Annotated in this window: 22 protein-coding genes; 17 read left to right on the top strand and 5 right to left on the bottom strand. The window is 62.9% G+C overall.

Translation table 11 applies throughout. From position 1 onward, the window contains the following. Window positions 1–200 precede the first annotated feature (200 nt). From NKH60_RS31960 to NKH60_RS31940, 5 genes are all read left to right on the top strand, one after another. Window positions 201–1,295, top strand: coding sequence for an ABC transporter ATP-binding protein (locus NKH60_RS31960; protein WP_023677270.1), 1,095 nt, complete (start codon window positions 201–203; stop codon window positions 1,293–1,295). A gap of 67 nt (window positions 1,296–1,362) precedes the next feature. Next, a complete protein-coding gene (locus NKH60_RS31955; protein ID WP_023677269.1) occupies window positions 1,363–2,478 on the top strand; it encodes an ABC transporter substrate-binding protein in 1,116 nt (371 codons plus the stop codon). Window positions 2,479–2,495: 17 nt separating this feature from the next. After that, the gene (locus tag NKH60_RS31950; protein ID WP_352473751.1) at window positions 2,496–3,329 is read left to right on the top strand and encodes an ABC transporter permease; all 834 of its coding nucleotides are present in this window, start codon (window positions 2,496–2,498) and stop codon (window positions 3,327–3,329) included. A 4-nt stretch (window positions 3,330–3,333) separates the two neighbouring features. Next, window positions 3,334–4,140 (top strand): ABC transporter permease, encoded by an 807-nt coding sequence (locus NKH60_RS31945; protein WP_352743677.1) that lies wholly within the window; start codon window positions 3,334–3,336, stop codon window positions 4,138–4,140. An 89-nt stretch (window positions 4,141–4,229) separates the two neighbouring features. Further along, complete coding sequence (locus NKH60_RS31940) at window positions 4,230–4,517, top strand: DUF982 domain-containing protein (RefSeq protein WP_352451481.1); 288 nt, start codon at window positions 4,230–4,232, stop codon at window positions 4,515–4,517. A 43-nt stretch (window positions 4,518–4,560) separates the two neighbouring features. Here the strand turns inward: NKH60_RS31940 and NKH60_RS31935 are convergent, their stop codons facing one another. The 3 genes from NKH60_RS31935 to NKH60_RS31925 all read right to left on the bottom strand — a co-directional run bounded on the left by NKH60_RS31935 (window position 4,561) and on the right by NKH60_RS31925 (window position 7,843). Next, the gene (locus tag NKH60_RS31935) at window positions 4,561–4,869 is read right to left on the bottom strand and encodes a HigA family addiction module antitoxin (RefSeq protein ID WP_352451482.1); all 309 of its coding nucleotides are present in this window, start codon (window positions 4,867–4,869) and stop codon (window positions 4,561–4,563) included. Window positions 4,870–4,984: 115 nt separating this feature from the next. Beyond that, window positions 4,985–6,043 carry a glycosyltransferase family 2 protein gene (locus tag NKH60_RS31930; protein ID WP_352831998.1) on the bottom strand — a complete coding sequence of 353 codons (1,059 nt, stop codon included), beginning with the start codon at window positions 6,041–6,043 and terminating at the stop codon, window positions 4,985–4,987. 468 nt (window positions 6,044–6,511) lie between these two features. After that, a complete protein-coding gene (locus tag NKH60_RS31925) occupies window positions 6,512–7,843 on the bottom strand; it encodes a dicarboxylate/amino acid:cation symporter (RefSeq protein ID WP_352832000.1) in 1,332 nt (443 codons plus the stop codon). Window positions 7,844–8,081: 238 nt separating this feature from the next. On the opposite strand from NKH60_RS31925, the gene NKH60_RS31920 reads away from it, so the two are divergent. Next, a complete protein-coding gene (locus NKH60_RS31920) occupies window positions 8,082–9,941 on the top strand; it encodes a sensor histidine kinase (RefSeq protein WP_352832001.1) in 1,860 nt (619 codons plus the stop codon). Between the two features lie 6 nt (window positions 9,942–9,947). Next, complete coding sequence (locus tag NKH60_RS31915; protein ID WP_352832003.1) at window positions 9,948–11,303, top strand: sigma-54-dependent transcriptional regulator; 1,356 nt, start codon at window positions 9,948–9,950, stop codon at window positions 11,301–11,303. A gap of 30 nt (window positions 11,304–11,333) precedes the next feature. Here the strand turns inward: NKH60_RS31915 and NKH60_RS31910 are convergent, their stop codons facing one another. After that, on the bottom strand, window positions 11,334–12,077 hold the full coding sequence (locus NKH60_RS31910; RefSeq protein ID WP_352874683.1) for a 2OG-Fe(II) oxygenase: 744 nt from the start codon (window positions 12,075–12,077) through the stop codon (window positions 11,334–11,336). 136 nt (window positions 12,078–12,213) lie between these two features. Between NKH60_RS31910 and NKH60_RS31905 the strand changes: the two genes are divergently transcribed. The 9 genes from NKH60_RS31905 to NKH60_RS31865 all read left to right on the top strand — a co-directional run bounded on the left by NKH60_RS31905 (window position 12,214) and on the right by NKH60_RS31865 (window position 22,774). Beyond that, complete coding sequence (locus tag NKH60_RS31905) at window positions 12,214–15,426, top strand: tetratricopeptide repeat protein (RefSeq protein ID WP_352832006.1); 3,213 nt, start codon at window positions 12,214–12,216, stop codon at window positions 15,424–15,426. 179 nt (window positions 15,427–15,605) lie between these two features. Continuing rightward, entirely contained in the window at window positions 15,606–16,331 is a 726-nt protein-coding gene (locus tag NKH60_RS31900) for a 3-keto-5-aminohexanoate cleavage protein (protein WP_352685240.1), read from the top strand. Between the two features lie 203 nt (window positions 16,332–16,534). Further along, a complete protein-coding gene (locus NKH60_RS31895) occupies window positions 16,535–17,578 on the top strand; it encodes an acyltransferase family protein (RefSeq protein ID WP_352874681.1) in 1,044 nt (347 codons plus the stop codon). A gap of 318 nt (window positions 17,579–17,896) precedes the next feature. Further along, on the top strand, window positions 17,897–18,400 hold the full coding sequence (locus NKH60_RS31890; RefSeq protein ID WP_023677254.1) for an Lrp/AsnC family transcriptional regulator: 504 nt from the start codon (window positions 17,897–17,899) through the stop codon (window positions 18,398–18,400). Then, the gene (locus tag NKH60_RS31885; RefSeq protein WP_352832010.1) at window positions 18,397–19,560 is read left to right on the top strand and encodes a saccharopine dehydrogenase family protein; all 1,164 of its coding nucleotides are present in this window, start codon (window positions 18,397–18,399) and stop codon (window positions 19,558–19,560) included. The genes NKH60_RS31890 and NKH60_RS31885 overlap by 4 nt, the downstream gene beginning before the upstream one ends. Before the next feature lie 110 nt (window positions 19,561–19,670). Beyond that, window positions 19,671–20,459: an ABC transporter substrate-binding protein gene (locus tag NKH60_RS31880; protein ID WP_352541231.1), complete on the top strand. Its 789-nt coding sequence runs from the start codon at window positions 19,671–19,673 to the stop codon at window positions 20,457–20,459. A gap of 203 nt (window positions 20,460–20,662) precedes the next feature. Beyond that, on the top strand, window positions 20,663–21,334 hold the full coding sequence (locus tag NKH60_RS31875; RefSeq protein WP_352451492.1) for an amino acid ABC transporter permease: 672 nt from the start codon (window positions 20,663–20,665) through the stop codon (window positions 21,332–21,334). After that, window positions 21,331–22,005, top strand: a complete 675-nt coding sequence (locus NKH60_RS31870) for an amino acid ABC transporter permease (RefSeq protein WP_023677250.1) — start codon at window positions 21,331–21,333, stop codon at window positions 22,003–22,005. Before NKH60_RS31875 ends, NKH60_RS31870 begins: the two co-directional genes overlap by 4 nt. Window positions 22,006–22,030: 25 nt before the next feature. After that, entirely contained in the window at window positions 22,031–22,774 is a 744-nt protein-coding gene (locus tag NKH60_RS31865; RefSeq protein ID WP_352832012.1) for an amino acid ABC transporter ATP-binding protein, read from the top strand. An 86-nt stretch (window positions 22,775–22,860) separates the two neighbouring features. On the opposite strand, the gene NKH60_RS31860 is transcribed toward NKH60_RS31865, so the two are convergent. After that, on the bottom strand, window positions 22,861–23,004 hold the full coding sequence (locus NKH60_RS31860) for a hypothetical protein (protein WP_352685236.1): 144 nt from the start codon (window positions 23,002–23,004) through the stop codon (window positions 22,861–22,863). Between the two features lie 178 nt (window positions 23,005–23,182). Between NKH60_RS31860 and NKH60_RS31855 the strand changes: the two genes are divergently transcribed. Then, window positions 23,183–23,275 carry a LysR family transcriptional regulator gene (locus NKH60_RS31855; RefSeq protein ID WP_352473773.1) on the top strand — a complete coding sequence of 31 codons (93 nt, stop codon included), beginning with the start codon at window positions 23,183–23,185 and terminating at the stop codon, window positions 23,273–23,275. Window positions 23,276–23,667: the final 392 nt, after the last annotated feature.

Below are 23,667 nucleotides of genomic sequence, written 5' to 3'. Positions count from 1 at the left end.
TTCCCATCAGCCATCGCATCAAGAAATGCGCCTGGAACGACGACTATCTCATCAATGCCATCACTCATATGCGATAGCCCTGCCCCTCGAGGGGAGATTGGCGCATAGATGAATCAAATTTGCCGATCAGGCGAAAACTATTCGGTTGCGGTGAGCCGCCGCCCTGCCTACGATTTCGGCTACGCTAAGGAAAGGGCAGGATGCAGCAACCCGGCCGGGCCGCAGAGATCAAGGCAATCGGGATCGGCAAGAGCTTCGGCTCGTTCCGTGCGCTGGACGATCTGACGCTCGATATCGGCCGTGGCGAGTTCCTCACCCTGCTCGGCCCCTCCGGTTCCGGCAAGACCACCTTCCTGATGATCCTTGCCGGCTTCATTCAGCCGACCGACGGTCGCCTTTACAGCGACGGCGTCGACATCACCGAGCGGCCGGCCGAGCAGCGTGCCGCCGGCATGGTGTTCCAGGGCTATGCGCTGTTCCCGCATATGAGCGTCGAGGCCAACATCGCCTTTCCGCTCAAGGTGCGAAAGAAACCGGCGGCCGAGATCAAACGCCGCGTCGGCGAAATGATCGAGCGCGTCGGGCTCAAGGGCCACGAAAAGAAACTGCCGTCGCAATTGTCCGGTGGCCAGCAGCAGCGGGTCGCACTGGCGCGGGCGCTGGTGTTCGAGCCGGGCGTACTTTTGCTCGATGAGCCGTTTTCAGCACTCGACAAGGGCCTGCGCGGCCAGATGCAGGCCGAGATGAAGCGGTTGCACCAGGAGACCGGCACCACCTTCGTCTTCGTCACCCATGACCAGAGCGAGGCGCTGGCGTTGTCATCTCGCGTCGCCATCTTCAACCACGGCAAATTGCTGCAGGTCGGCGCGCCGGACGAGGTCTACGACCGGCCGGACAACCGCTTCGTCGCCGAGTTCCTGGGCGAGATCAACATGCTGCCGCTGAAGGGCGTACGCCCGGCCAACAATGGCTCGACGGGCCTCTGCGAAGACCGCGCGATCAGCATGCGCTGCAAGGCCGAGAAGGTCCGGGGCGACGCCATCCTGGCGATCCGGCCCGAATACATGTCGATCGCCCGCGAAGCCGCGACAGGCGAGAACGGCATTGCCGCGACTGCCGTCGCCTCGACCTATCTCGGCGCTGCGACGCGGCTCGATCTGACGACGCGGCAAGGCGCCAAGGTGACGATCTCTGTGCCGAACGAGGTCGCCGCTTCCGCGCTCAGCAAGGGCAATTCCGTCTGGCTGACCTGGCCGGCGGAGAAAGGCTTCCTCCTTCCGAACGGAGGACAATGACGATCGGCGCGGCGAATTCGCCAAGCTGACTTTCAGGAAATATTAACGACAAAAAAGGGGAACTGACATGACAAACCAAACCAAGAAAAATTCCATCGAGGCGCTATCCGCCAGGGCAGTGCGCGGCGAGATCTCGCGCCGGCAGTTTACGCAGCTGGCCGCACTGGTGCTGGCCGGCACGCCGATGCTGCTGCGCTCGACCGGCGCCTTTGCCGCGGCTAAGGAACTGGTGCTCGTCAACTGGGGCGGCGACGCCATTACCGCCTATGACGCGGCTTACGGCCAGGCCTTCACCAAGGAAACCGGCATTGTCGTTAAGATGGACGGCTCCGGCCCGACCGAAGGCGCGATCGCGGCGCAGTTCAAGAGCGGCGCCCCGACCTGGGACCTGGTCGACGTCGATCCGTTCTCGGCCATCACTCTCGGCGCCCAAGGCATGCTCGAGCCGATCGACTATGCGGTCGTCGACAAGAAGAAGATGCGGCCGGGATTCGGCTGGGAGTACGCTGCCTCGACCTATTTCTTCTCCTATGTCATCGCCTATGATGCCGAGAAATACGGCAGCCAGGCACCAACCGGCATGGCCGACTTCTTCGACGTGGCAAAATTCCCCGGCAAGCGCTCGCTCTACAAATGGGGCGTGTCGAGCTGGGAAGCGGCACTGCTCGCCGACGGCATCGCACCGGCATCGCTCTACCCGCTCGACCTCAAGCGCGCGCATGACAAGATCGCCGCCTTCAAGGAAAACGTCGTCGCCTATTGGGGTGGCGGCGCCGAAAGCCAGAGCGTGCTGCTCAATGGCGAGGCCTCGATGGCGATCGTCTGGTCGACCCGGGCTTCGCTCATCGAGCAGGATTCCGGCGGCAAGATCAAGTTCATCTGGGACCAGGGCCTGATCTCGCCCGGCGCGCTCGCCGTGCTCAAGGGCAATCCCGGCGGCAAGGACGCGGCGATGAAGTTCATCGCCAGCACCCAGGACCCGGAGAAGGAACTCATCATGTTCGAAAAGCTCGGTCAGGGTCCGGCCAACCCGGCCACCGATGCGCTGATACCCGCCGACAAGAGGCGCATCAATCCGGTCGATCCCGAGAACATGAAGAAGCAGATCCCGCTCGACATGGATTGGTACGCCAAGAACTACGGGGCGGCACTCGACGAATACACGAAGATCATCTCCGCCTGACAAGCCGGGATAACCGGATGAGAGCATACCTCTCCGACAGGATGGGCGCGGCGCTGTTGATGGCGCCGCTGCTCCTCTTTCTTGTGCTGGCCTATGCCTGGCCATTCCTTGGCGTGGTTAAATGGAGCTTCACCCTGCCCACGCCGGGGCTGGGGCAGTACAATGCGCTGCTCACGGATCAGTTGGTGCAGTCGGTCTTCATCCGCACGCTGCGTATCGCGGCGATCGTGACGATCGTTTCGGTTGTCGCCGCCTACGCCATCACCGTTGTCTGGGTACGCGGCACGCCGGTGCAGCGCGTCGTGGCCGAGTTCTGCATCCTGGTGCCGTTCTGGATCTCGGTGCTGACGCGCGCCTTCGGCTGGGTGGCGCTTTTGTCCAATCGCGGCCTGATCAACACCTGGCTGCAGGCGGTCGGCTTCATCTCAGAGCCGCTGGCGCTGGTGCGCAACGAGTTCGGCGTTATCGTCGGCATGACGCATTTCCTCATTCCCTTCGCCGTGTTTCCGCTGGCCTCATCGATGCGCAGCCTCGACGACCGTGTGCTGCTGGCGGCGCGCGGCCTCGGCTCCAGCCGTATGCGCACCTTTTGGTCGGTATTCGTGCCGATGACCAGCTCCGGCATCATCGGCTCGGCGCTGATCGTCTTCGTCTTTTCGCTCGGCTTCTTCGTCACGCCGGCGATCCTCGGCGGCGGCCGTAGCGTGATGATCGCCGAGCTGATCTACCTTCGCATCTTCCAGAGCCCGGACTGGGGCCTGGGCGCCGCAATCAGTGTCGTGCTGGTGCTGTTTGTCGGCGCGCTGATGGCGCTGCTGTTCCGCTATATCAGACCCAAGCAACTGGTGTAGCGCGATGCCGACCTACCGCCCCGGTCCCGTCTCGCTGGTCCTCGCCGCCCTCGTCGCGCTGTTCCTGCTGCTGCCGCTGCTCGCCGTCATCCCGGTGTCGCTGACGCCGAGCCGCATGCTGGCGATGCCGTCGGGCGAATTGTCGCTGCGCCATTACCGGGCGCTGATCGAGGATCCGCGCTGGATCAGTTCGATCCTGCTCTCGATCAGGATCGGCATCGTCAGCAGCGCCTTTTCCACCGTGCTGGCGCTCTGCTTCAGCCTCGGCATCTGGATGTTCCAGCCGCGCTTCACGGCAGCATTGGTCGGTTTCGTGCTGCTGCCGATGGTGGTGCCGCCGGTGGTCTCGGCAATCACGCTCTACTTCCTGCTGACCTCGATCTCTGGCGTCAGCTCATTCTTCGGCTATGACACCTGGCTGGGTGTCGCCATGGCGCATGCGGTGATGACGGTGCCCTTCGCCACGGTGCTGATCCTGGTGTCGCTCAGCCAGCTCGACCGCCGCATCGACCTCGCCGCCCGCGGCCTCGGCGCCACCGTGTGGGAGCGCGCCACCCGCATCATCATGCCCAATATCAAGTTCGGCATCGTCACCGCGGCGTTGTTGTCCTTCGTGCTGTCCTGGGAAGAGATCGGCGTCACCCTGTTTATCACCTCGGTCAACGCCATCACGCTGCCGCGGCTAATGTGGATGGGCCTGCGCGACAACATCGACCCGGCGATCGCAGCGCTCTCGGTGATCCTGATCGTCATCACCGTGCTGGTGCTTGTGGCGCGAAGCGTCGTGGTCAGGCTGCGCGCAGCGCTGTAGACGCCGCCTCACGCCGAGGTGACTGGCGCGAATGAAACCTTGGGCTACGATTTTCGTTATAGATGGTTCAACAGGTCGAAGGCCCCGCCATGAACCAGGGATGGTTTGCCAAGCCGGTTGCGGTTGCGGTCGGCATCGTGGGAGATATCCGCAACATTTCCAACGCACGGCAGGCTGTCGCATTGCTGGAAGCCCACTGGCGTGACACCGGCAGCGCCAAACACGGGGTGGCACTGCGCACATGCCGCCGCGCCATGAGCGACGATCGCTGGACCGAAGCCGCCAGGAACGCGTTCATCGAGGCCGCGCGGGAAGCGCATGTCCTGGTCGAGCGAGCCGTCGAACCGCAGGACCGGTCCAGGCAGGCGGGACCGTGATCGATTTGTGAGAGCCTCGGTGGTTCGGCCGATCTATTGCATCTCAGGCAGCATGCAGCCTTGGAATGGCGCTGACGTCAACCTCGCGTTCCGCGTGCCACGCATCATAGGCGGCCTGCATCCTGAGCCAGATCGCGGCGCCGTCGCCGAACATCTTTCCAAGACGGGCAGCGACAGCCGGCGACACCGGCTTCTTTTCGCGGATGATGTCATAAAGCTGCTGGCGCGAGATTCCGAGCAGATTGGCGATCTCCACCTTGGTCTTTCCGGTTGCCGGGATAATGTCGTCAAGCAGCGCTCCAGGGTGGGATGGGCAGCGCTCCATCGGACGCATCGGCTCATAAGAGGTCATGGGCTGGTTGTCCTTTCGCTTGGGGCGCCACGTACCCATAATGATATTGTTCGAAATCTACCCGGGTTGCCAGACCTCCCAAAAACCTGGCGGAGTTGTGGCACAGCGCCACCCACTAACCCATGGCATGGCGGATTCTCTTGGACAGGCGGCTCAAAAATGCCGGCCTCGACGACGCATCAAGCTTCCACGACAGCACCGCGGTCGCCATTTTCCGCGGCAACACTCCGACCGACAGGAACCAGGCGGCAAGGATTGCACGCCGCCGCAGGGATGCGGTCATTTCGAGGCTGGCGACGGCGCCGGCCGCCCCGAGCGCCAGCCGGGAATCGTCGGCCACGGGATGTCGGTCTCTGTCCGCGCAAAGCGATGCCAGCCGCTCTTCCAGGTGGACCGGATCGTGGCGGACGGCATTCGACGGCACGATGGTCAGGCCGATCCCGGAAGCCTGGTCCGACAGCGCCTGCATGCGGCGGAAATCGTGAGTTACCCGCCAGCGTGCCCGCTCGGCGAGCTTTTCACCGAAGACTGAATGGTTGGCGCCATGGATCCGGTAGGCGCCGAGGCATTCGTCGATCGATTGGACATGCCCGTACATCGGCGCCAGCGTTGCCAGATAGCCGTCGGCGCCCTGGCGGAACTCCGGCTCCGGTATCGGCATGATCGATTCGAGCGTTGCGCGGTCAAAGGCGAGCCCGCTGGTCACGGTCGTCTGATAGCGGCCCTTGTGCAGGAGTTTCGGCATGACGTCGCCGCTGTCGAAAGCCAGTTCGGGCGGCGGAAAGACATCCTTGATGCGTTGCCCCTCGTCGACGATATGCAGTCTGGACTGGACCTGGGCGGTTGCCTCGTCCCAGGTTTCGACAATGGTAGAGACGGCGGTTGGATAAAGATAATCGTCGGCGTCGAGGAACAGGACGATCTTGCCCGAGCTCGCCGCGAAGCCGGTGTTGAATGCCGCCGCGTGTCCGCCATTTTGCGCTCGCGGGCATGCGAGTATCTCATCGCGATAGGATTCCATGATTGTCGTGGAATTGTCCTGCGATGCATCGTCGACGACGATGACTTCGACATCGGCGTAGTCTTGCTCGAGGGCGCTGTCGATGCTGCGTTTGAGGAACCGCGCATAGTTGTAGTTCGGGATGATGATGGATACCGGAATGACAGGCCGCATCGCGTTTGACCTCGCATCTTGCTTTGGTTCGGCAAAGGCCCTCATGGGCCTGCCCCTCTTCAAGTGCCCCTCTTCAGGCGCGACGAGTTCCCCTCAGAAAAGCTTGCGCTTTCCACCAGGAGACGGGTCACGTTTCGCTTGCGACTTCGCAGTGAGGCCGCCATTGCCTTCGAGGGCTGCCGCCATAGTCAGAACGCGGTCGGCAGCAAAAGCTCCGACGTTCGGCCAAGGTGATGTCGCAACCGAGCCCGACGGAAATGTCTCGCCTCGCAATCAGGTCGGGAGCGAAGCGGACGGGTGCCCTGAAGGCATGGCGGATACTGGCCTGCAAATGCGGCTGGAACAAGCCCCGCGTCGAAAATAGGGCCACTTCAGGTTGCGTTTCAGGCGGCATGCCGCGACCGCCGGCCCTTTTGCCCCGGAGCCGGTGAACCGCCTCCGGGGCTTATGACCATGCAGCCTAAACAGTCAGGCGCCCTGCAAACCCGGCAGCGACAGGTCGACTTCCTCCGGCAAGTCGCCGGCCATGGCGGCGGCAAACTTCGTCTGGTCGAGTTCTCCCTCCCAGCGTGCCACCACGACCGTCGCTACCGCATTGCCGATGAAGTTGGTCAGCGCCCGGCACTCCGACATGAAGCGGTCGACGCCGAGGATCAGCGCCATGCCGGCGACCGGCACCGTGGGGACGACCGAAAGCGTCGCCGCCAGGGTGATGAAGCCAGCGCCGGTGATGCCGGCGGCACCCTTGGAGCTCAGCATGGCGACGGCGAGCAGCAGGATCTGGTCGCCGTAGGTGAGTGGCGTGTCGGTCGCCTGCGCGATGAACAGCGCCGCCAGCGTCATGTAGATGTTGGTGCCGTCGAGGTTGAAGGAATAGCCGGTCGGGATAACCAGACCGACCACCGAGCGGTTGCAGCCGGCGCGCTCCATCTTGGCCATGAGGCCTGGCAATGCCGCTTCCGAGGACGAGGTGCCGAGCACCAGCAGCAGCTCTTCCTTGATGTAGCGGATCAGCGCCAGGATCGAGAAGCCGTTGTAGCGGGCAACCGCGCCGAGCACCACCAGCACGAACAGCAGCGCGGTCAAGTAGAACGTGCCGATCAGCATGGCGAGATTGGCGATCGAGCCGATGCCGTATTTGCCGATCGTGAAGGCCATGGCGCCAAACGCGCCGATCGGTGCGGCCTTCATCAGGATGGCGACGAGGCGGAAGATCGGCGTGGTCAGCGCCTGCAGGAAATCGACAACCGGACGGCCGCGATCGCCGACCAACGCCAGGGCGACGCCGAACAGCACCGAGAAGAACAGCACCTGCAGGATGTCGCCCTGCGCGAAGGCGCCGGTGATGGTGTCAGGGATGATGTTCATCAGGAACCCGACGATGGTTGTGTCGTGCGCCTTCTCGGCATACGCCGCCACCTTGGCGGTATCGAGCGTCGCTGGATTGATGTGCATGCCGGCGCCGGGCTGGACGACATTGGAGACGACCAGGCCGACGACCAGCGCCAGCGTCGAGAACACCAGGAAATAGATCATCGCCTTGCCGGCGACGCGGCCGACCTTCTGCAGGTCGGAAACACCGGCGATGCCGGTCGCCACCGTCAGGAAGATCACCGGCGCGATCACCATCTTCACCAGCTTGATGAAGGCATCGCCGAACGGCTTCATCGCCTCGCCGGTTTCGGGATAGAAATGGCCGAGCAGCACGCCGGCGGCGATCGCCGCCAGCACCTGCACATAAAGATGCCGGTATAAGGGAAGTTTGCCGCGCGGCTCGGCGGCAGCGATTGCTGTCTGCATAACGTCCTCCATGGCGCCCCGATCGAAAGCTCGACTCCCCGGGGCAGTTGTTTTGAGACCAGCAGCCTCGCGACTGCTGAATTCGTGTTTGCAACAGTCGTGCCAGATACGCAGAAGAGCTTTTCATCATTGATTTTGTTGAGCATTCGCAAACGTCCGCTGTGCTGGACGCATGGATAGGTGCGAATCTCCGCATAGGTCGAATTGTGCTTTGTGCGAATTCATGCACAAATGGGCGATGCTGCAACGCCCCGCCGGTGCCTTGTCTTCGACGCCCGAGCAACTCGCCAGGCGGGCGCGCCGAGCCTGGCTGCTGTTTGCGGCCATCGCGCTTTTGATCGTCACGGCAGCGCTCTACGGCGCCGGCCTTTACGGCCGCACCGCCGAGATCGGGACCCTGGCGGCGCAGGGGCGTACCGACGCCAATCTGAAGGTCGCGCTGCTGCGCGCGGTGCTCGAAAGCCCGCGCGCCCTGCCGCTGCTTTTGTCCGCAGACCAGCAAGTGCGTGACGCGCTGTCGCAGAAAAATGCCGCGGCAATCGATGTGCTGAACCGCAAGCTCGAGGGGCTGGTCTCCGGCACCAAGGCGTCGGTACTCTATGTCGTCGGCACCGATGGACTGGCGGTCGCCTCCAGCAACTGGCGCGAGCCGATCAGCTTCGTCGGCAATGACTACCGTTTCCGCGACTATTTCTCCGGCGCGATGCAGGCCGGAACCGCCGAGTATTTTGCGCTCGGCAATGTCAGCAAGCGCCCCGGCCTCTACATTTCGCGGCGCGTCGGCGACACAGACGCACCGCTCGGCGTCGTCGTCGTCAAGATGGAGTTCGACCAGCTCGAAGCCGACTGGCGTGAGGCGAACCGCCCGGCTTATGTCAGCGACGAGAACGGCGTCGTGCTGATCACCAGCGTGCCGTCCTGGCGTTTCATGACAACCGCACCGCTGGCCGCACCTAAGCAAGCCGCGATCCGCGACAGCCAACAGTTCGGCGACGCGCCGCTTGTGCCGTTGCCGATCAAGCACCCGCGGGCGCTCAGCCCGGATGTGTCGATCGTCCACGCGGTGACGCCCGGCGGCAGCGACGCGGAGTATCTCAGCCTTTCCACGACGGTTCCTTCGACCCCCTGGCGGCTCGACTATCTGATTCCGGCTGAAGCGCCGATCGCCGCCGCCGTCCGCGAAATGCGGCTTCTTGCGCTCGGCGTCGTCGTCCCGCTGCTCGGCCTTGCCGCGTATCTGTTGTGGCGCCGGCAGTCGGCGCAGATGCGGATTGCCGCCGAACAGGCGGCCCGCACCGAACTCGAACGCCGCGTCGTCGAACGGACCGAGGATTTGAGCCGCGCCCGCGACCGGCTGCAGGCCGAGATAACAGGCCACCGCAGCACGGAAGCCAAGCTCCAAATCGTGCAGCAGGATCTGGTCCAGGCCAACCGCCTCGCCATCCTCGGCCAGGTCGCTGCCGGCGTCGCCCATGAGATCAACCAGCCGGTCGCCACCATACGCGCCTATGCCGACAATGCCCGCACCTTCCTCGACCGCAAGCAGACCGGGCCGGCCGAGGAAAACCTCGGCGCTATCGCAGCCCTTACGGAACGCATCGGCTCAATCACCGAGGAGTTGAAGGCATTTGCCCGCAAGGGCCGCACCGCCGCCGAGCCTGTCGAATTACGTGGTGTTATCGAAGGCGCCGTCATGCTGTTGAGAAGCCGCTTTGCCGGCCGGCTCGACGCATTGGCCATCGACCTGCCGCCGCCGAGCCTCAAGGTCATGGGCAATCGGGTGCGGCTCGAACAGGTGCTGATCAACCTCTTCCAGAACGCGCTCGAAGCACTCGACGGCCGCGACGACGCTCGTGTGCAGGTGTCGGTCGAGGAGACCGCGGACGGTGTGACGGTCGGCGTGTCCGATAACGGACCGGGCATTCCACCCGCGATCCTCAAATCGCTGTTCACGCCGTTCAACACCTCCAAGGAAAAAGGCCTTGGCCTTGGCCTCGTCATCTCGAAGGACATCGTCGCCGATTATGGCGGCCGCATCGAAGTTTCGAGCGACGACAGCGGCACCCGCTTCACCATTCATCTCCAGACAGCAGCGTAAGCCATCATGACGAACGACAATGCCGCGCCGGTGATCCTGATCGACGACGACCGCGATCTCCTCAAGGCCACCGTGCAGACGCTGGAGCTTGCCGGCTTCTCGGTCTCGGCCTTTGCGGTGGCGGCCGAGGCGCTGGCCGGGCTCGACGCCGGTTTTACCGGCGTCGTGGTGTCGGATATCCGCATGCCCCAGATCGACGGCTTGCAGCTTTTCAACCGCATCCTGCGGCTGGATGCCGACATTCCCGTCATCCTCGTCACCGGCCACGGCGACATCGCCATGGCCGTCAAGGCGATCAAGGACGGCGCCTACGACTTCATCACCAAGCCCTTCGCCGCCGACCGGCTGGTACAGAGCGTGCGCCGCGCAGCGGAAAAGCGCCGCCTGGTGATGGAGAACCGCGCCTTGCGCGAGGCGGCCGGAGAGGCGCAGGACGGCCTGCCGCTGATCGGCCAGACGCCGGCGATGGACAGGCTGCGCCGCACACTACGCCAGATCGCCGACACCGACGTCGATGTGCTGGTGACCGGCGAGACAGGCTCCGGCAAGGAGGTGGTGGCAAGCCTTCTGCATCGCTGGAGCCGCCGCGCCAAGGGCAATTTCGTCGCGCTGAATTGCGGCACGCTGCCGGAGACCGTCATCGAGAGCGAGTTGTTCGGCCATGAGGCCGGCGCCTTCACCGGCGCGCAGAAGAAACGGATCGGCCGCATCGAGCACGCCAGCGGCGGCACGCTGTTCCTCGACGAGATCGAAAGCATGCCGGTGTCGACGCAGGTGCAGATGCTGCGCGTGCTGGAAATGCGCGAGGTCACCCCGCTCGGCACCAACGAGGTGCGCCCGGTCGATCTGCGCGTCGTCGCCGCCGCCAAGGTCGATCTCGGTGATCCGCGCCAGCGCGGCGCTTTCCGCGAGGATCTCTATTATCGGCTCAACGTGGTGACGATCTCGATCCCGCCGCTGCGCGAGCGCCGCGACGATGTCGCCCTGCTGTTCTTCTATTTCGCCGAGCGCGCCGCCGCCCGTTTCCACCGCCAGGTGCCGGCAGTGCCGGCTTCGGTGCATCGCCATCTCAGCGACCATGACTGGCCGGGCAATGTGCGCGAACTGGCGCATTTCGCCGAGCGGTTCGTGCTTGGGTTGGAGGAAGGCGCCGAAGCACAACCCCCTGCCCCGACCCAGTCGAACACCGCCATGAAGCTGCCGGAGCGGCTGGAGCGCTACGAGGCCGACATCATCCGCGAGACGCTTGGCCGCAACGAGGGCGACGTCAGGCGCACGATCGAGGCGCTGGGGATTCCGCGCAAGACTTTCTACGACAAGCTCCAGCGCCACGGTATCGTGCGCAGCGATTTTTCGAGGTAATCGCCGCCGGGCCTCGACCGGGCGGCCCGGTTACTTGGCGTCGTGGAAGATGATACCGACAGTGTGGCGCATGCCGGAACGGAGCCGGCTGACGCCGTGCCTGAGATTGACCCGGTAATTGCCTCGTGTGCCCTGGACCGGTCGATTGTGGACCGCGAAGGCGACCGCGTCGCCCCGGCGCAGCGACACCACCTCGGCGCGGCTCTGCATGCGCGGACGCTGCTCGGTCAGCACGAACTCGCCGCCGGTGAAATCCTTGCCTGGTTCCGACAACAGGATCGCCACCTGCAGTGGGAAGGCCAGATCGCCGTAGAGATCCTGGTGCAGGCAGTTGAAGTCGCCGGGAACATATTGCAGCAGGAGCGGCGTCGGCCGCGTCTGGCCCTGCTCGTGGCATTGCTCGAGGAACGCGGCGTGTTCGTCGGGATAGCGCTGCGCGATACCCATGCGCTCGTTCCAGTCATTGGCGACCGCGGCCAGGCGCGGATAGAGCGCGGTGCGCAAGCCGCCGATCAAGTCGGGCAAGGGATAGCGGAAATAGCGGTACTCGCCCTTGCCGAAGCCATGCCGCGCCATATGGACATGGCTGCGGAAATGGCTCTCGTCCGAATAAAGTCCGGCGATATGCCGGCACTCCTGCGGCGTCAGCAGCTTTTCCATCACCGCGCAACCATAGCCGCTCAGCTCATCGGCCAGCGTCCGCCAGTCATATCCGGCAACGCGCACCTCCGCCGATTTCACCGCCGCTTTCGCGCCTATCGAATGGATGGTCATGGTTTCGCCTCCTGTGGCTTCTGTGTCATTGAGATGGGTGAAACGGCGCGCGCGGACCACCCGTTTCTTGCCGGGTGAACTCGTTAGCGATTGTCTCGGGGATTTCGTTGAATACAATGCAGCGGGGCTTGCCGCGATGAGGGGCGATTTGATCGGACGGGTTCGACAAAGGGACGGGGCAGTCCGGCAATTCCTCGTTTGCCTCGTCGTCATGCTGGTCTCGGCGCTCCCGGCCTTGTCCGCCAGCAGCGACTGCGTCAGCGACGATGAGGTCGATCCGGCGGTGCGGATCGCCGCCTGCACGCGCATGATCGAGGATGCGACAGAGCCCCTCGAAAACCGCGGTATTGCCTATTTCAAGCGCGGCAATGCCCTGACGGAACGAGGCGACTATGACCGCGCGATCGCCGACTACAGCGCGTTCATCGGCATCGCACCGACCGTCGCCAGCGGCTACTATAACCGGGGCATCAGCTGGGTCTTCAAGGGCGACTACGACAAGGGCATCGCCGATCTGGACAAGGCGATCAGCCTGGACCCTAAATATAGCGACGCCTACTACAACCGCGGCGTCGCCTGGACCTTCAAGGGCGAGAACGACCGGGCTTTGGCCGACTATGACAGGGCAATCAGTCTCAGTCCCGGAGACGGCAAAAGCTACCACAATCGCGGGCTGATCTGGTCAAGCAAGGGCGACGACGACCGCGCGATAGCCGATTTCGACCAGGCCATCAGGCTCAACCCAAACGACGCCAGTTCCCTGAACGGCCGCGCCGATGCCTGGACCAACAAGGGCGATGCGGAGCGCGCGCTGGCCGACTATGACAAGGTGATCAGCCTCGATCCGAAAAACGCACATGCCTACTACCGGCGCGGCAACGCCCGGCTGACGGGCGGCGATTTTGACGATGCCATCACCGACTACAATAAGGTCGTCGCGATCGATCCGAAGGATGCTAGCGTCTACTACAACAGAGGCCTCGCCTGGTCGAACAAGGGCGACCATGACCAGGCGCTGGCGGACTTCGACACGTCCATCAGCCTCGATCCGACATTTGCACCAGCCTATTACAGCCGAGGCGTCACTTGGGCCAACCGGGGGGACCATGACCGCGCCATAGCCGATTATGGCAAGGCGATTGGCATCGATCCAAAACTCGCCGTCGCATACTACGCGCGAGGCGCGGCCCGATCCGACGCAGGTGACGCCGATGGCGGCATCGCCGACTATGGTCAGGCCATCGCGCTCGATCCGAAATATGTCGACGCCTACAACAACCGGGGGATAGCATGGGCGGCGAAAGGCGATTTCGACGGCGCCATCGCCGACTACGACCAGGCGATCAGACTCGATCCGAAACACGCCATCTCTTATTCAAACCGGGGTCTGGCCCGAGCAAACAAGGGCGACATCGATCGTGCCATCGCCGATTACAGCCAGGCGATCACCTTCGATCCGAACCTTGGCAATGCCTATTTCAACAGAGGCATCGCCTCGCTTGCAAGGGGCGATGCGGACAGTGCCATTGCCGATTACACCCAGGCGATCAGGCTCGATCCGACAAATCCGAAAATCTACGTCAAACGTAGCGAGGCCTGGTACAAGAAGGGGGAGGACGATCACGCCATTGAGGACTCCAACCGGGCCATCGGTCTCGATCCGAAAGGCGCGATGCCCTTCAACAACCGTGGCATGTCCTTGTGGCGAAAGGGCGAAGCCGACAAGGCCATCGCTGATTTTGACCAGGCGATCCGCCTCGATCCGAAATACGCCGACGCATACGCCAATCGAGGTGCAGCTCTGGCGGACCGGGGCGATAGGGACCGTGCGCTGGCCGACCTCAACCAGGCGATTACCATCGACCCGGGTCAGACCGACGCCTATCTGCATCGGGGCATGATAGATATCGACAGGGGCGATTTCGACGACGCGATGGCCAATCTCGACAAGGCGATCAGTCTTGACCAGAAAGATACCTACGCTTTCAACGCTCGGGGTTTAGTGTGGTTCAAGAAGGGCGATAATGACCACGCCCTCGCCGACTACAACATAGCGATCGATCTTGATCCGAAGCGTGCCGAGACTTTCAACAACCGGGGGATGGTCTGGGCGCGCAAAGGCGACGTCAACCGCGCCTTCAAAGATTACGGACAAGCCATCAACCTCGATCCAAAATACTCAAGCGCTTACTACAATCGGGGAATAGCCTGGTTCGCCAAAGGGGACAATGACCGTGCTATGGCCGATTACGACCAGGCAATCAGCTCCGACCCCGGGAACATCGATGCCTACAACAACCGAGGACTGGTGTGGGCGGCAAAGGGCGAGTTCGACCGTGCCATCGCCGACTACGACAAAGCGCTCGGCCTCAACCCGAAAAATACCTTTTCCTATTCCAATCGTGGAATCGCGCGTGCGGGAAAGAGCGACAATGACGGCGCCCTCGCCGATTTCGACAAGGCCATCAGCCTCGATCCAAAAGATCCTTCTGCATTTTTCAACCGGGGCATAACGTGGATTGCCAAGGGTGATGCCGAGAAGGCCATCGCCGATTTCGATAAGGCGATTAGCCTCGATCCGAAACTGATGCCCGCCTACTACAAACGCGGCGAGGCATGGCTAGAAAAAGGCGACAATGACCGGGCGATCGCCGATTACAGCCAGACCGTTACGCTCGACCCGACAAAGGCCATCGCCTACAACGACCGAGGGTTCGCCTGGAGCAGGAAAGGCGAGTTCGACCGTGCCATCGCCGACTACGACCGCGCGATCAGCCTCGATCCGAGACTTGTCAAGAGCTACCAAAACCGAGGCGTCGCCTGGACGGCAAAGGACCAATACAGCCGCGCTATCGCCGATTATGGCGAAGCAATCAACCTCGATCCGAAAGACGCCTCCACCTATGCTGGCCGGGGCGTCCTGTATCTCTATTCCGGCGCGACGGCGATGGCGCAGACGGATTTCGAGCAGGCGGCCTCTCTCACCCCCGACAATGCCTACTTTGCCATCTGGCTTGATATCGCGGCGCGGCGCAACGGCGCGGCGAGCCACTTGAAGGAGGCGAAAAGCAAGCTCGACATGACGAAGTGGCCGGCACCGCTGGTCAGCATGCTGCTGGGTGAAAAGACGTCCGCCGAAGCACTTTCGGATGCCGGTGCTGTGGGCCTGGCTCAGAGAACCGGACAAGTCTGCGAAACGAATTTCTACACGGCCGAGCTTAGCCGGCTCCAAGGGCATAGCGAGGAAGCCTTACGGCTTTACCGGCTCGCCGCTAGCGATTGTCCCAGGGATTTCGTCGAATACCGAGCCGCCATGAGTGCGCTGCACGATCTGGGCGTGCCGCCATAACTCTGCAAACGACCGTCTCTTTTGCCGAGAAGATCGTTGGCGAACAAGGCGATAGAGACACACTGCCCGACTGATCCAGGCTGTGCCACGTCCATATGTCAGGAGCCTTCGCCAGCGCGATTCCGGTTTTCACTGGCCCGCGCTAGACTGGCAGCAACCGCAACCGGACTGCCCCCGGCATGATCGTCCAGACCTGCATCAATGGCGCGCGCAGCGCCGATTTTCACCCGCGACTGCCGCTTGATCCCGAAGCCATGGCGCGCGACGGTGCGACCTGCGTCGCCGCCGGTGCGGCCGAACTGCATGTCCATGCCCGCGGGCTGGACGGTCGCGAAAGCCTGGCTCCGGCGGCGATGGACCAGACTGTGCTAGCGCTTCGTCGCGCCTGCCCTGGAACGCTGATCGGCGTGTCGACCGGCGCCTGGATTGAGAATGACGACGAGCGGACGCTGGCCGCGATCGCCGCTTGGAGCGAGCTGCCCGACTATGCCTCGGTCAATCTCAGCGAAGACGCCGCGCCCGCTATCATGGAGCGTCTGCGCCAACGCGGCATTGGCATCGAGGCGGGGCTTGCCTCCGTCGCCGACGCCGAACGCCTGGTGAGCCTCGACCATGGCAAACGCGTGCTGCGGATCCTGATCGAAATCTCCGAGCAGGAGCCGGACGCTGCGCTGGAGATCAGCGACGATATCGCCGCCGTGCTCGACGGCGCCGGAATGCGCCGGGCAATCCTGCTGCACGGCGCCGACGCCACGGTCTGGCCTTTCGTGCACCGGGCGGCGGAACGCCGTTGGTCGACGCGCGTCGGACTGGAAGACGGCAAGGAGCTCCCTGATGGAACAGTAGCATCTAGTAACGCTGCGCTGACAGCGGCAGCCGTCGCTATCTTCGAGTCCAGCCGTTAGCGCGGGAACGGCCAATCTCCTCTTCACTGGGGAGATGCCAAGTTTGGCAACGAGGCAGGCCAAAGTCGGCCGAGCATAAGTGTGGCGGCACGCTATATCAATAAAACTTATCTAAAACTTTACGTGTTAATTAAACCAACAATTAATCGGCACATCAACGATCACGTATGTTAATGCTCTCCTGCACCGGGGACCATTTTTTGATGAACATCATTCCACAGAATGATCACGCTGCGCCGCGTCGGATTCAACAGTATACATCGATACAGGTACTGCGGCGGCTGGCAGCTCTCATGGTTGTTATCTATCATCTTCCGGCCGCGCTGGGCATGCTCGATCTGCGTATTCCCGTTCTAAACAGCGGCGTCGACCTGTTTTTCGTCATTAGTGGTTTTGTAATGGTTCTCTCGACAGAGAACAGACGCGCCGACCACCGTGCTTTTTTGATGCAGCGCTTCACGCGCGTCGTTCCGTTCTATTGGGTTATGACCTTCCTTATGGTCGCCGCACTTTGGTTGTTTGCCGGTCGTGCAGTGTTTCTTGAGCAGATCACCAATAGCCTGCTTTTCATAGCCTATCTCGATACGGTCACAGGCTATGTCCAACCGGTGCTTGGCGTGGGTTGGACGCTCAATCTGGAAATCCTGTTTTACATTCTGTTCGCGGCGACTATGCGTTTCGGCACGCTGACGCAAATGGCCATGGTCGGCGTTGTCTTTGCAATCGCCGTAGCGGCGCGCATCGTCTTCAAACCCGCCGCCGACACTGTGCTGTTTTTCTATACCACGCCAATCCTGTTTGAGTTCCTTGCCGGCATGGCGCTCGGCCACCTGGTCGGCAGACTGGCGCGTTTGCCTACCGTCCTGGGTGTCTCGGCGCTCGTGTTCGCCATCGTGTCCATGCTGGTGATGGTACTTGGCTTCAACTTGCCGCGAACCCTTGCTCAGGGAATCCCGGCCTTGATCCTTGTCGCCGGTTGCATCAGCCTGGAAAGCTACTTCCGGCTTTTTGCTCCTCGCCTGCTGGCAAGGTTGGGCGATGCCTCCTACTCTCTCTATCTGACGCATCCTATCGTGCTGCTTGCGACCGCTCCTGTCGTTGCAAGCGTCAGCGTATCACCATGGCTTGCTGGCATGGTTATTGTCACCGCCTGCATTGCCATCTCCCTGGCCAGCTACAGTTTTGTTGAAAAGCCGATTTTGGCCATTTCGCGGATGAGCCTTTCCGCCCGTCACGTGAAGGCATGAGTTGCGGCTGCGCTCCGCGGAACCACGGTGTCCCGCCAATCTTAGACCGGCGGCGCTGAACCTTCAAAAGATCCGGAAACAAAAACCCGCCTCGGGAGGACGGGTCGTTGGAGCCAAATTGGCACCATACCCAAATTAGTAGCATAGCTGCCGGCACAAAGCAAGAACAAAATGTGGCGACATCGACGAAAATTGCCGACAGGCACAGAGCCATGGCGGATGACATGGCTCTTGCCGTTGTTAAAAATCTCTCATAAGGTATTTTCATATCTGAAAGAAAATCCAATCGTTTCTTTCCTTTTATGAAAGCCTGAGCGTTTGCGGGAACATCTCGATCAGACCGACCGGCGACTGGTCAAGCTGCTGTCGCAAGATGCGCAGCTTGGCGTCAACCGCCTCGCTGAGAAGATGGCGATCTCGGTGCCGACGGTGCGCATGCGGCTGCGCAACCTGCTCGACCGCAACCTGCTCAAGATCGTCGGGCTGCTCAACCTGACCGAACGCCCTGAGCTGATCTCGGCCATCGTCGGCATCAATGCGCAGGGACGCGGCCGCGCCCGGGAACTGGCGCAGCGCATCTCCGAACTGCCTTTCGTGAACTCGGCCGCCGTCGTCACCGGGCGCTTCGACATCATCGTCGACGTGACCGTGGCCGGTGATGTCGCCGATCTCTACCGCGTCACCAGCGAGCTGATCCCCGGCGCCGGCGAGCCGGGCGAAGTCGTGCGCAGCGAGACCTTCGTCGTCATGGCGTCCTGCAACAAATGGGTCAGCCTGCCGGAAGGCTGCTGGTCGGACGAGACGCGGAAGGAAATGGCATGAAGATCGCGGTTCTCGGCGGCCTCGGCCTGCAAGGCCGGGCGGCGATCGCCGATCTCGTTGCCAGCGACGGCGTCGAGCAAGTGGTCTGTGTCGACACGGCAACCGACGGCGCTGCGCGGCTTGGCGGCCTGACAGACCTTGCCAGGGTGCGTTTTGTCGTGCCGGAGGGCGCGATCGGTCCGGTGCTGGCCGATGTGATGAAGGACGTCGATGCGGTCATCGACCTGTTGCCGCAGCCGCTGATGCGCGACGCGGTGCAGGCGGCGATCGCGACGCGCACGCCGCTGGTCACCACCAATTACGGCAAGGCCATCGCCGATCTCGCTCCCGAGGCCGAAAAGGCCGGCGTGTCGATCGTGACCGAATGCGGGCTCGACCCCGGCATCGACCTGGTGCTCTACGCGCGCGCCGCCAGCCAGTTCGACACCATCACCGCGATCGATTCCTACTGCGGCGGCATTCCCGAGCCGAAGGCGGTGGTCGAGCCGCTGCGCTACAAGGTGAGCTGGAATTTCGACATGGTTCTGGTCAGCCAGAACCGCGACAGCGTGCTGGTCGAGGACGGCAAACGGGTCGATGTGCCGGCCGCCCGCCAGCACGACAATCGTTTCATCCACGAGATCGAGGTGGCGGGACTGGGCAGGCTCGAAGCCTTCCCCAATGGCGACGCGCCGCATTATGCCGGCATGCTCGCCGCCGCCAAGGGGCTGCAGCGCTCCGGCCGCTATTCGCTTCGCTGGCCCGGCTGGTCAGCGTTCTGGGCGCCGCTGAAGCAGCTCGGCTTTCTCTCTGAGGACAAGGTGCCCGGCACCGGCGTCAGCCCACGCGAATTCCTCGGCCGGCTGCTTGCCCCGCAACTGCAATATGGCGCGGACGAAAAGGACCTTTGCGTCATGCGCAACGTCTTTGTCGGCAGCGAAGGCGGCCGCCGCAAGACGGTGACCTCGGAGCTGGTCATCGAACGCGACCTCGCCTCCGGCCTGTTCGGCATGAGCCTCGGCGTCGGCTATCCCGCCAGCATCGTGGCGCAGATGCTGGCACGGCGCGAGATCGCCACGCCCGGCCTGCTCAACCCGCTGCTGCATGTTCCCGATGGCCGTTTCCTCGATGAGCTCGCCAGGCGCGGCATCAAGGTTGCCGAAACGGTGAGCTGGGACTGAAGGATTTTCGAACGGTGGTCGCCGCCGGCAACGGCGCTGCCGCTCAAAAAGCACCTCGATAGGGTGAAACAACAAGTGGAACAACAAACGAAACAAGGAGGAATGCCCAAATGAAGATTGCCAAGCTTTTCATCGCCGGCCTTGCGCTCGCTGGCCTTACCGCTGCCGCCAGTGCGGGAACGCTCGACGAGATCACCAAGCGCGGAGAGTTGCGCGTCGCCGTGCAGACGCAAGGACCGCCCTTCTCGCTGGTGGGTGCTGCCGGCGAACGCACCGGCAGTTCGGTCGAACTCGCCGAACTGATGGCCAAGGAAATGGGCGTCAAGATCACCTTCCTCGACTTCGACTGGGACGGCCTGATCCCGGCGCTGCTGTCGGGCAAGGCCGATCTTCTGGTCGCCGACATGACCCCGACACTGGCGCGTGGCATGAAGGTCGCCTTCACCAAGCCTTACATGTACACGGGCAGCACAGTCTTCACCAAGGCTGGGACCGCCTTCAAATCCACCGAGGACTGCAAGGCCAAGGGCACCAAGATCGCCGTGCTGCTCGGCGCCACCGGCGAGAAGGAAGCCAAGGCCGCCTTCCCCGACGCCGATATCAAGAGCTACAAGGGCGGCGGCCCGCTGCTGCTCGACGCCGTCAACAACGGCCAGGCCGATTGCGGCGTCAACGACGTCTCGGCGGTCAAGGGCCAGTCGACCGCTTACCCCGCCGGCAGCTTCATCATCATGCCGGACATGCTGTCGAAGGAGCCGCTGGCCTTCGCCACGCGCTATGACGAGCAGGACCTGCTGGTCTGGATGAACCTGTTCCTCGACCAGGTCAGCCTCGACGGCCGCCTGCAGAAGAACCTCGATTACTGGGTCAATTCCGACGCCTGGAAGAAGGATCACTAAGTAGAGTGAATGGTGAATGGTGAATGGTGAGTAGGGAGTAGGGAGTAGGGAGTAGGGAGTAGGGGGTAGGGAGTAGAGAGTAGAGAGTAGAGAAGAGCTACTCGCTACTCGCTACTCACTACTCCCTACTCGCTACTCGCTGCTCCTATTCCCAATTCCCTATTCACTATTCCCTATTCACTATTCACCATTCACCGTCCAAAATGCTCGAAAACTTCAGCTTCCGCACCATCGTCGAATATCTGCCCCTGTTCGGGCAGGGCCTCGTCACGACCGTGTGGCTGTCTGTCCTCTCCTTTGCCGGCGCGCTCGCCGTCGGCATCGTGCTCGCCGCCATGAACCTGCAGCGCGGCCGGCTGTTCCGCGTCCCGGCCAAGGCCTATATCGACGCGGTGCGCGCCACGCCGCTGCTGGCGCAGCTTTATTTCCTCTATTTCGGCCTGCCGCGGCTCGGCTTCGTCCTGCCCGAGTTCGTCGTCGGCATCTTGGCCCTGTCGCTGAACAGCGGCGCCTATGTCGCCGAGATCATCCGCGCCGGCATCCTGTCGATCCCGCGCGGCCAGGTGGAGGCCGGCGTCGCCTCGGGCATGACCTATGTCCAGCGCATGCGCCTCGTCATCCTGCCGCAGGCGTTCAAGGTGACGATCCCGCCGCTGCTCGGCCAGGCGATCGTGCTGGTCAAGGATTCCGCCCTGTTGTCGCTGATCTCGGTTGCCGAGCTGACGCGCGCCGGACAATTGCTCGCCTCCGACCGCTTCATGCCGGCGGAAGGTTTCATCACCATCGCCGCCTTCTACCTCCTGCTCTATTACGGGCTGAAGGGGCTGGCGGCGCTCTCCGGGCGCTGGCTCGGCCTGGCGGGGGCACGGACATGATCTGGCAGCAGCTGCAAAGCATCGCCGGCAGCTATCCCCTCGCCTTGCGCGGCCTCGGCATGACCGTGGTGCTGTCGCTGATCAGCCTGGTGCTGGGCACGCTGCTCGGCTTCGGCCTCGGCATCCTGCGCACCGGCGGCAACCGGCTGATCAGCGGCGCGATCGGCGCCTGGGTCGACCTGATCCGCGGCACGCCGTTCCTGGTGCAGATCTTCCTGATCTTCTTCATCCTGCCGGAACTCGGCATCGAGCTCGACGCCTTCACCGCCGGCATCATCGCGCTGACCAACCTGGCCGCCTGCTTCATCTGCGAGATCGTCGTCGCCGGCATCCGCTCGGTGCCGACCGGCCAGGTCGAGGCAGCACTGGCGTCCGGCCTGTCGCGCTGGCAGCGCATGCGCCAGGTGGTGCTGCCGCAGGCGATGCGCATCGTGCTGCCGCCGCTGGTCGGGCAATATGTGCTGCTGATCAAGGATTCCTCGGTCGTCTCGGCCATAGGCCTCACCGACCTCACCCGCGTCGGCTGGCTGGTGGTGCAGCGTGTACCCAATGGGCTGCTGGTCTTCTTCCTCGTCGGCCTCGGTTACTTCATCGTCTGCTACCCCCTGATCATGCTGGCCCGCCGGCTGGAGCAACGCATGGGCGCGGCGCATGGCGAGGTACAGTTGTGACATCGAACCTCAAGGGTCCGGCAATATGACCAAAACCGGCATGATCGACTTTCGCGGCGTCAACAAATGGTTCGGCCAGCTCAACGTGCTCAGGGATATCACGCTGAGCGTCGAGCCGCGCGAAGTGGTCGTCGTCTGCGGCCCGAGCGGCTCGGGCAAGAGCACCCTGATCCGCTGCATCAACGGGCTGGAGACGATCCGCGACGGCGACCTGACGGTCGACGGCCAGCGCCTCGGCGACCCCGCCACCAACATGACGCGGCTGCGCACCGAGGTCGGCTTCGTCTTCCAGTCGTTCAACCTCTACCCGCACAGGACGGCGCTCGAGAACGTCACCCTGGCGCCGATCCATGTCCGCAAGATCCCGCGCGCTGAAGCCGAGAAGGCCGGGCGCGAATTGCTCGCCAAGGTCGGCCTCGCCGACAAGGTGAACGCCTATCCGGCGCAGCTGTCTGGTGGCCAGCAGCAGCGCGTGGCGATCGCGCGCTGCCTCGGCATGCGCCCCAAGATCATGCTGTTCGACGAGCCGACCTCGGCGCTCGATCCCGAGATGATCTCGGAAGTGCTCGACGTCATGGTCGCGGTGGCGGAGGAAGGCATGACCATGATGGTGGTGACGCACGAGATGGGCTTTGCCCGCAAGGTCGCCCAGCGCGTCGTGTTCATGGACGCCGGCGCCATCGTCGAGAGCGGCACGCCGGATGAGTTCTTCTCCAACCCGAAGACCGACCGCAGCCGCGCTTTTCTGAGCAAGATCCTGCGGCATTGACAGCAGCGACAATACGCACCGAACCTGCCGTCGCCTTTGCGCCGAGGTTGCGCTCGAGCCTACAATGAATCATCCGCAGCGGCGCACTATGGCGACACACCGAGCGCGCGCAGTGCATTGCCTGCTGCGACATATTCGATGAAGTCGTGGGGGCAGTCGCGTTCCGCAAGCCGGTACCGCCGCAAGGCTTCATCGTCACGGCCGTCGAGCCGGTAAAAACTCCGCGACATAGAGATTGGCCTCGCATAGATTTTCGCGTTTCTTGGCCGGGACCGGGACGGGATCGTCGGCTGCGGCCAACGCTGCTTCGGGCGTCTGTTCGCCAAGAAACATGCGAAACCAGCGGCGCCGGCCAACTTCACGGCCGCGGCCAAGACACTTCGGGTCTCGCCGTCGGCGATCAGCAAGATGATCAGGCAACTGGAAGCGCGGCTTAGCGCGACCCTTCTGACGCGGACCACGAGGGCGACGAGCCTGACTGAAGCCGGCGAGAGGTTTTGAGCCAGGCAGGACCGGCGCTGGAGCTCATCCTTGCCGCAATGAGGGATGCGGGAAGCTTTGCCGAAAAGCCTGCCGGCCGGTTGCGGTTGAATGTCCCGCAGATGACCTATCCGAACTTCCTCAAAGTACCAGAAACTTAGGCAATGATACTTTCCAAATCCCTGCCCCGGAGCGCCGATCTGGTTCCTTTCGTGGCTCCTGCGGACGTGGCCGCGCTGTTCGCGACCAAATCTTGCGCCGGGTTAACGTCCGCTCTGGGCCTAAGATCTGCCGAAGCGTTCAGCCGACCAAGCGGCAGCAATGGGTGGATAGTGTTGAAAAAGTCCGGGTTGCAGCAGTCCTGAAGCACTGATTCAATCTTCGTCGTAAGAGGAGATTGAGTCGATGATGGG

Source organism: Mesorhizobium sp. M1006 (assembly GCF_040318825.1).
Taxonomy (GTDB): Bacteria; Pseudomonadota; Alphaproteobacteria; order Rhizobiales; family Rhizobiaceae; genus Mesorhizobium.
Note: the sequence above shows the minus strand (reverse complement) of the source record. Positions and strands in the feature narration are given on the sequence as shown.

Coding starts and splice junctions, on each gene's coding strand:
- NKH60_RS31960 (WP_023677270.1), top strand. CDS start 201: ATGCAGCAACCCGGCCGGGCCGCAGAGATCAAGGCAATCGGGATCGGC.
- NKH60_RS31955 (WP_023677269.1), top strand. CDS start 1,363: ATGACAAACCAAACCAAGAAAAATTCCATCGAGGCGCTATCCGCCAGG.
- NKH60_RS31950 (WP_352473751.1), top strand. CDS start 2,496: ATGAGAGCATACCTCTCCGACAGGATGGGCGCGGCGCTGTTGATGGCG.
- NKH60_RS31945 (WP_352743677.1), top strand. CDS start 3,334: ATGCCGACCTACCGCCCCGGTCCCGTCTCGCTGGTCCTCGCCGCCCTC.
- NKH60_RS31940 (WP_352451481.1), top strand. CDS start 4,230: ATGAACCAGGGATGGTTTGCCAAGCCGGTTGCGGTTGCGGTCGGCATC.
- NKH60_RS31935 (WP_352451482.1), bottom strand. CDS start 4,869: ATGACCTCTTATGAGCCGATGCGTCCGATGGAGCGCTGCCCATCCCAC.
- NKH60_RS31930 (WP_352831998.1), bottom strand. CDS start 6,043: ATGCGGCCTGTCATTCCGGTATCCATCATCATCCCGAACTACAACTAT.
- NKH60_RS31925 (WP_352832000.1), bottom strand. CDS start 7,843: ATGCAGACAGCAATCGCTGCCGCCGAGCCGCGCGGCAAACTTCCCTTA.
- NKH60_RS31920 (WP_352832001.1), top strand. CDS start 8,082: ATGCTGCAACGCCCCGCCGGTGCCTTGTCTTCGACGCCCGAGCAACTC.
- NKH60_RS31915 (WP_352832003.1), top strand. CDS start 9,948: ATGACGAACGACAATGCCGCGCCGGTGATCCTGATCGACGACGACCGC.
- NKH60_RS31910 (WP_352874683.1), bottom strand. CDS start 12,077: ATGACCATCCATTCGATAGGCGCGAAAGCGGCGGTGAAATCGGCGGAG.
- NKH60_RS31905 (WP_352832006.1), top strand. CDS start 12,214: ATGAGGGGCGATTTGATCGGACGGGTTCGACAAAGGGACGGGGCAGTC.
- NKH60_RS31900 (WP_352685240.1), top strand. CDS start 15,606: ATGATCGTCCAGACCTGCATCAATGGCGCGCGCAGCGCCGATTTTCAC.
- NKH60_RS31895 (WP_352874681.1), top strand. CDS start 16,535: ATGAACATCATTCCACAGAATGATCACGCTGCGCCGCGTCGGATTCAA.
- NKH60_RS31885 (WP_352832010.1), top strand. CDS start 18,397: ATGAAGATCGCGGTTCTCGGCGGCCTCGGCCTGCAAGGCCGGGCGGCG.
- NKH60_RS31880 (WP_352541231.1), top strand. CDS start 19,671: ATGAAGATTGCCAAGCTTTTCATCGCCGGCCTTGCGCTCGCTGGCCTT.
- NKH60_RS31875 (WP_352451492.1), top strand. CDS start 20,663: ATGCTCGAAAACTTCAGCTTCCGCACCATCGTCGAATATCTGCCCCTG.
- NKH60_RS31870 (WP_023677250.1), top strand. CDS start 21,331: ATGATCTGGCAGCAGCTGCAAAGCATCGCCGGCAGCTATCCCCTCGCC.
- NKH60_RS31865 (WP_352832012.1), top strand. CDS start 22,031: ATGACCAAAACCGGCATGATCGACTTTCGCGGCGTCAACAAATGGTTC.
- NKH60_RS31860 (WP_352685236.1), bottom strand. CDS start 23,004: ATGTCGCGGAGTTTTTACCGGCTCGACGGCCGTGACGATGAAGCCTTG.
- NKH60_RS31855 (WP_352473773.1), top strand. CDS start 23,183: ATGATCAGGCAACTGGAAGCGCGGCTTAGCGCGACCCTTCTGACGCGG.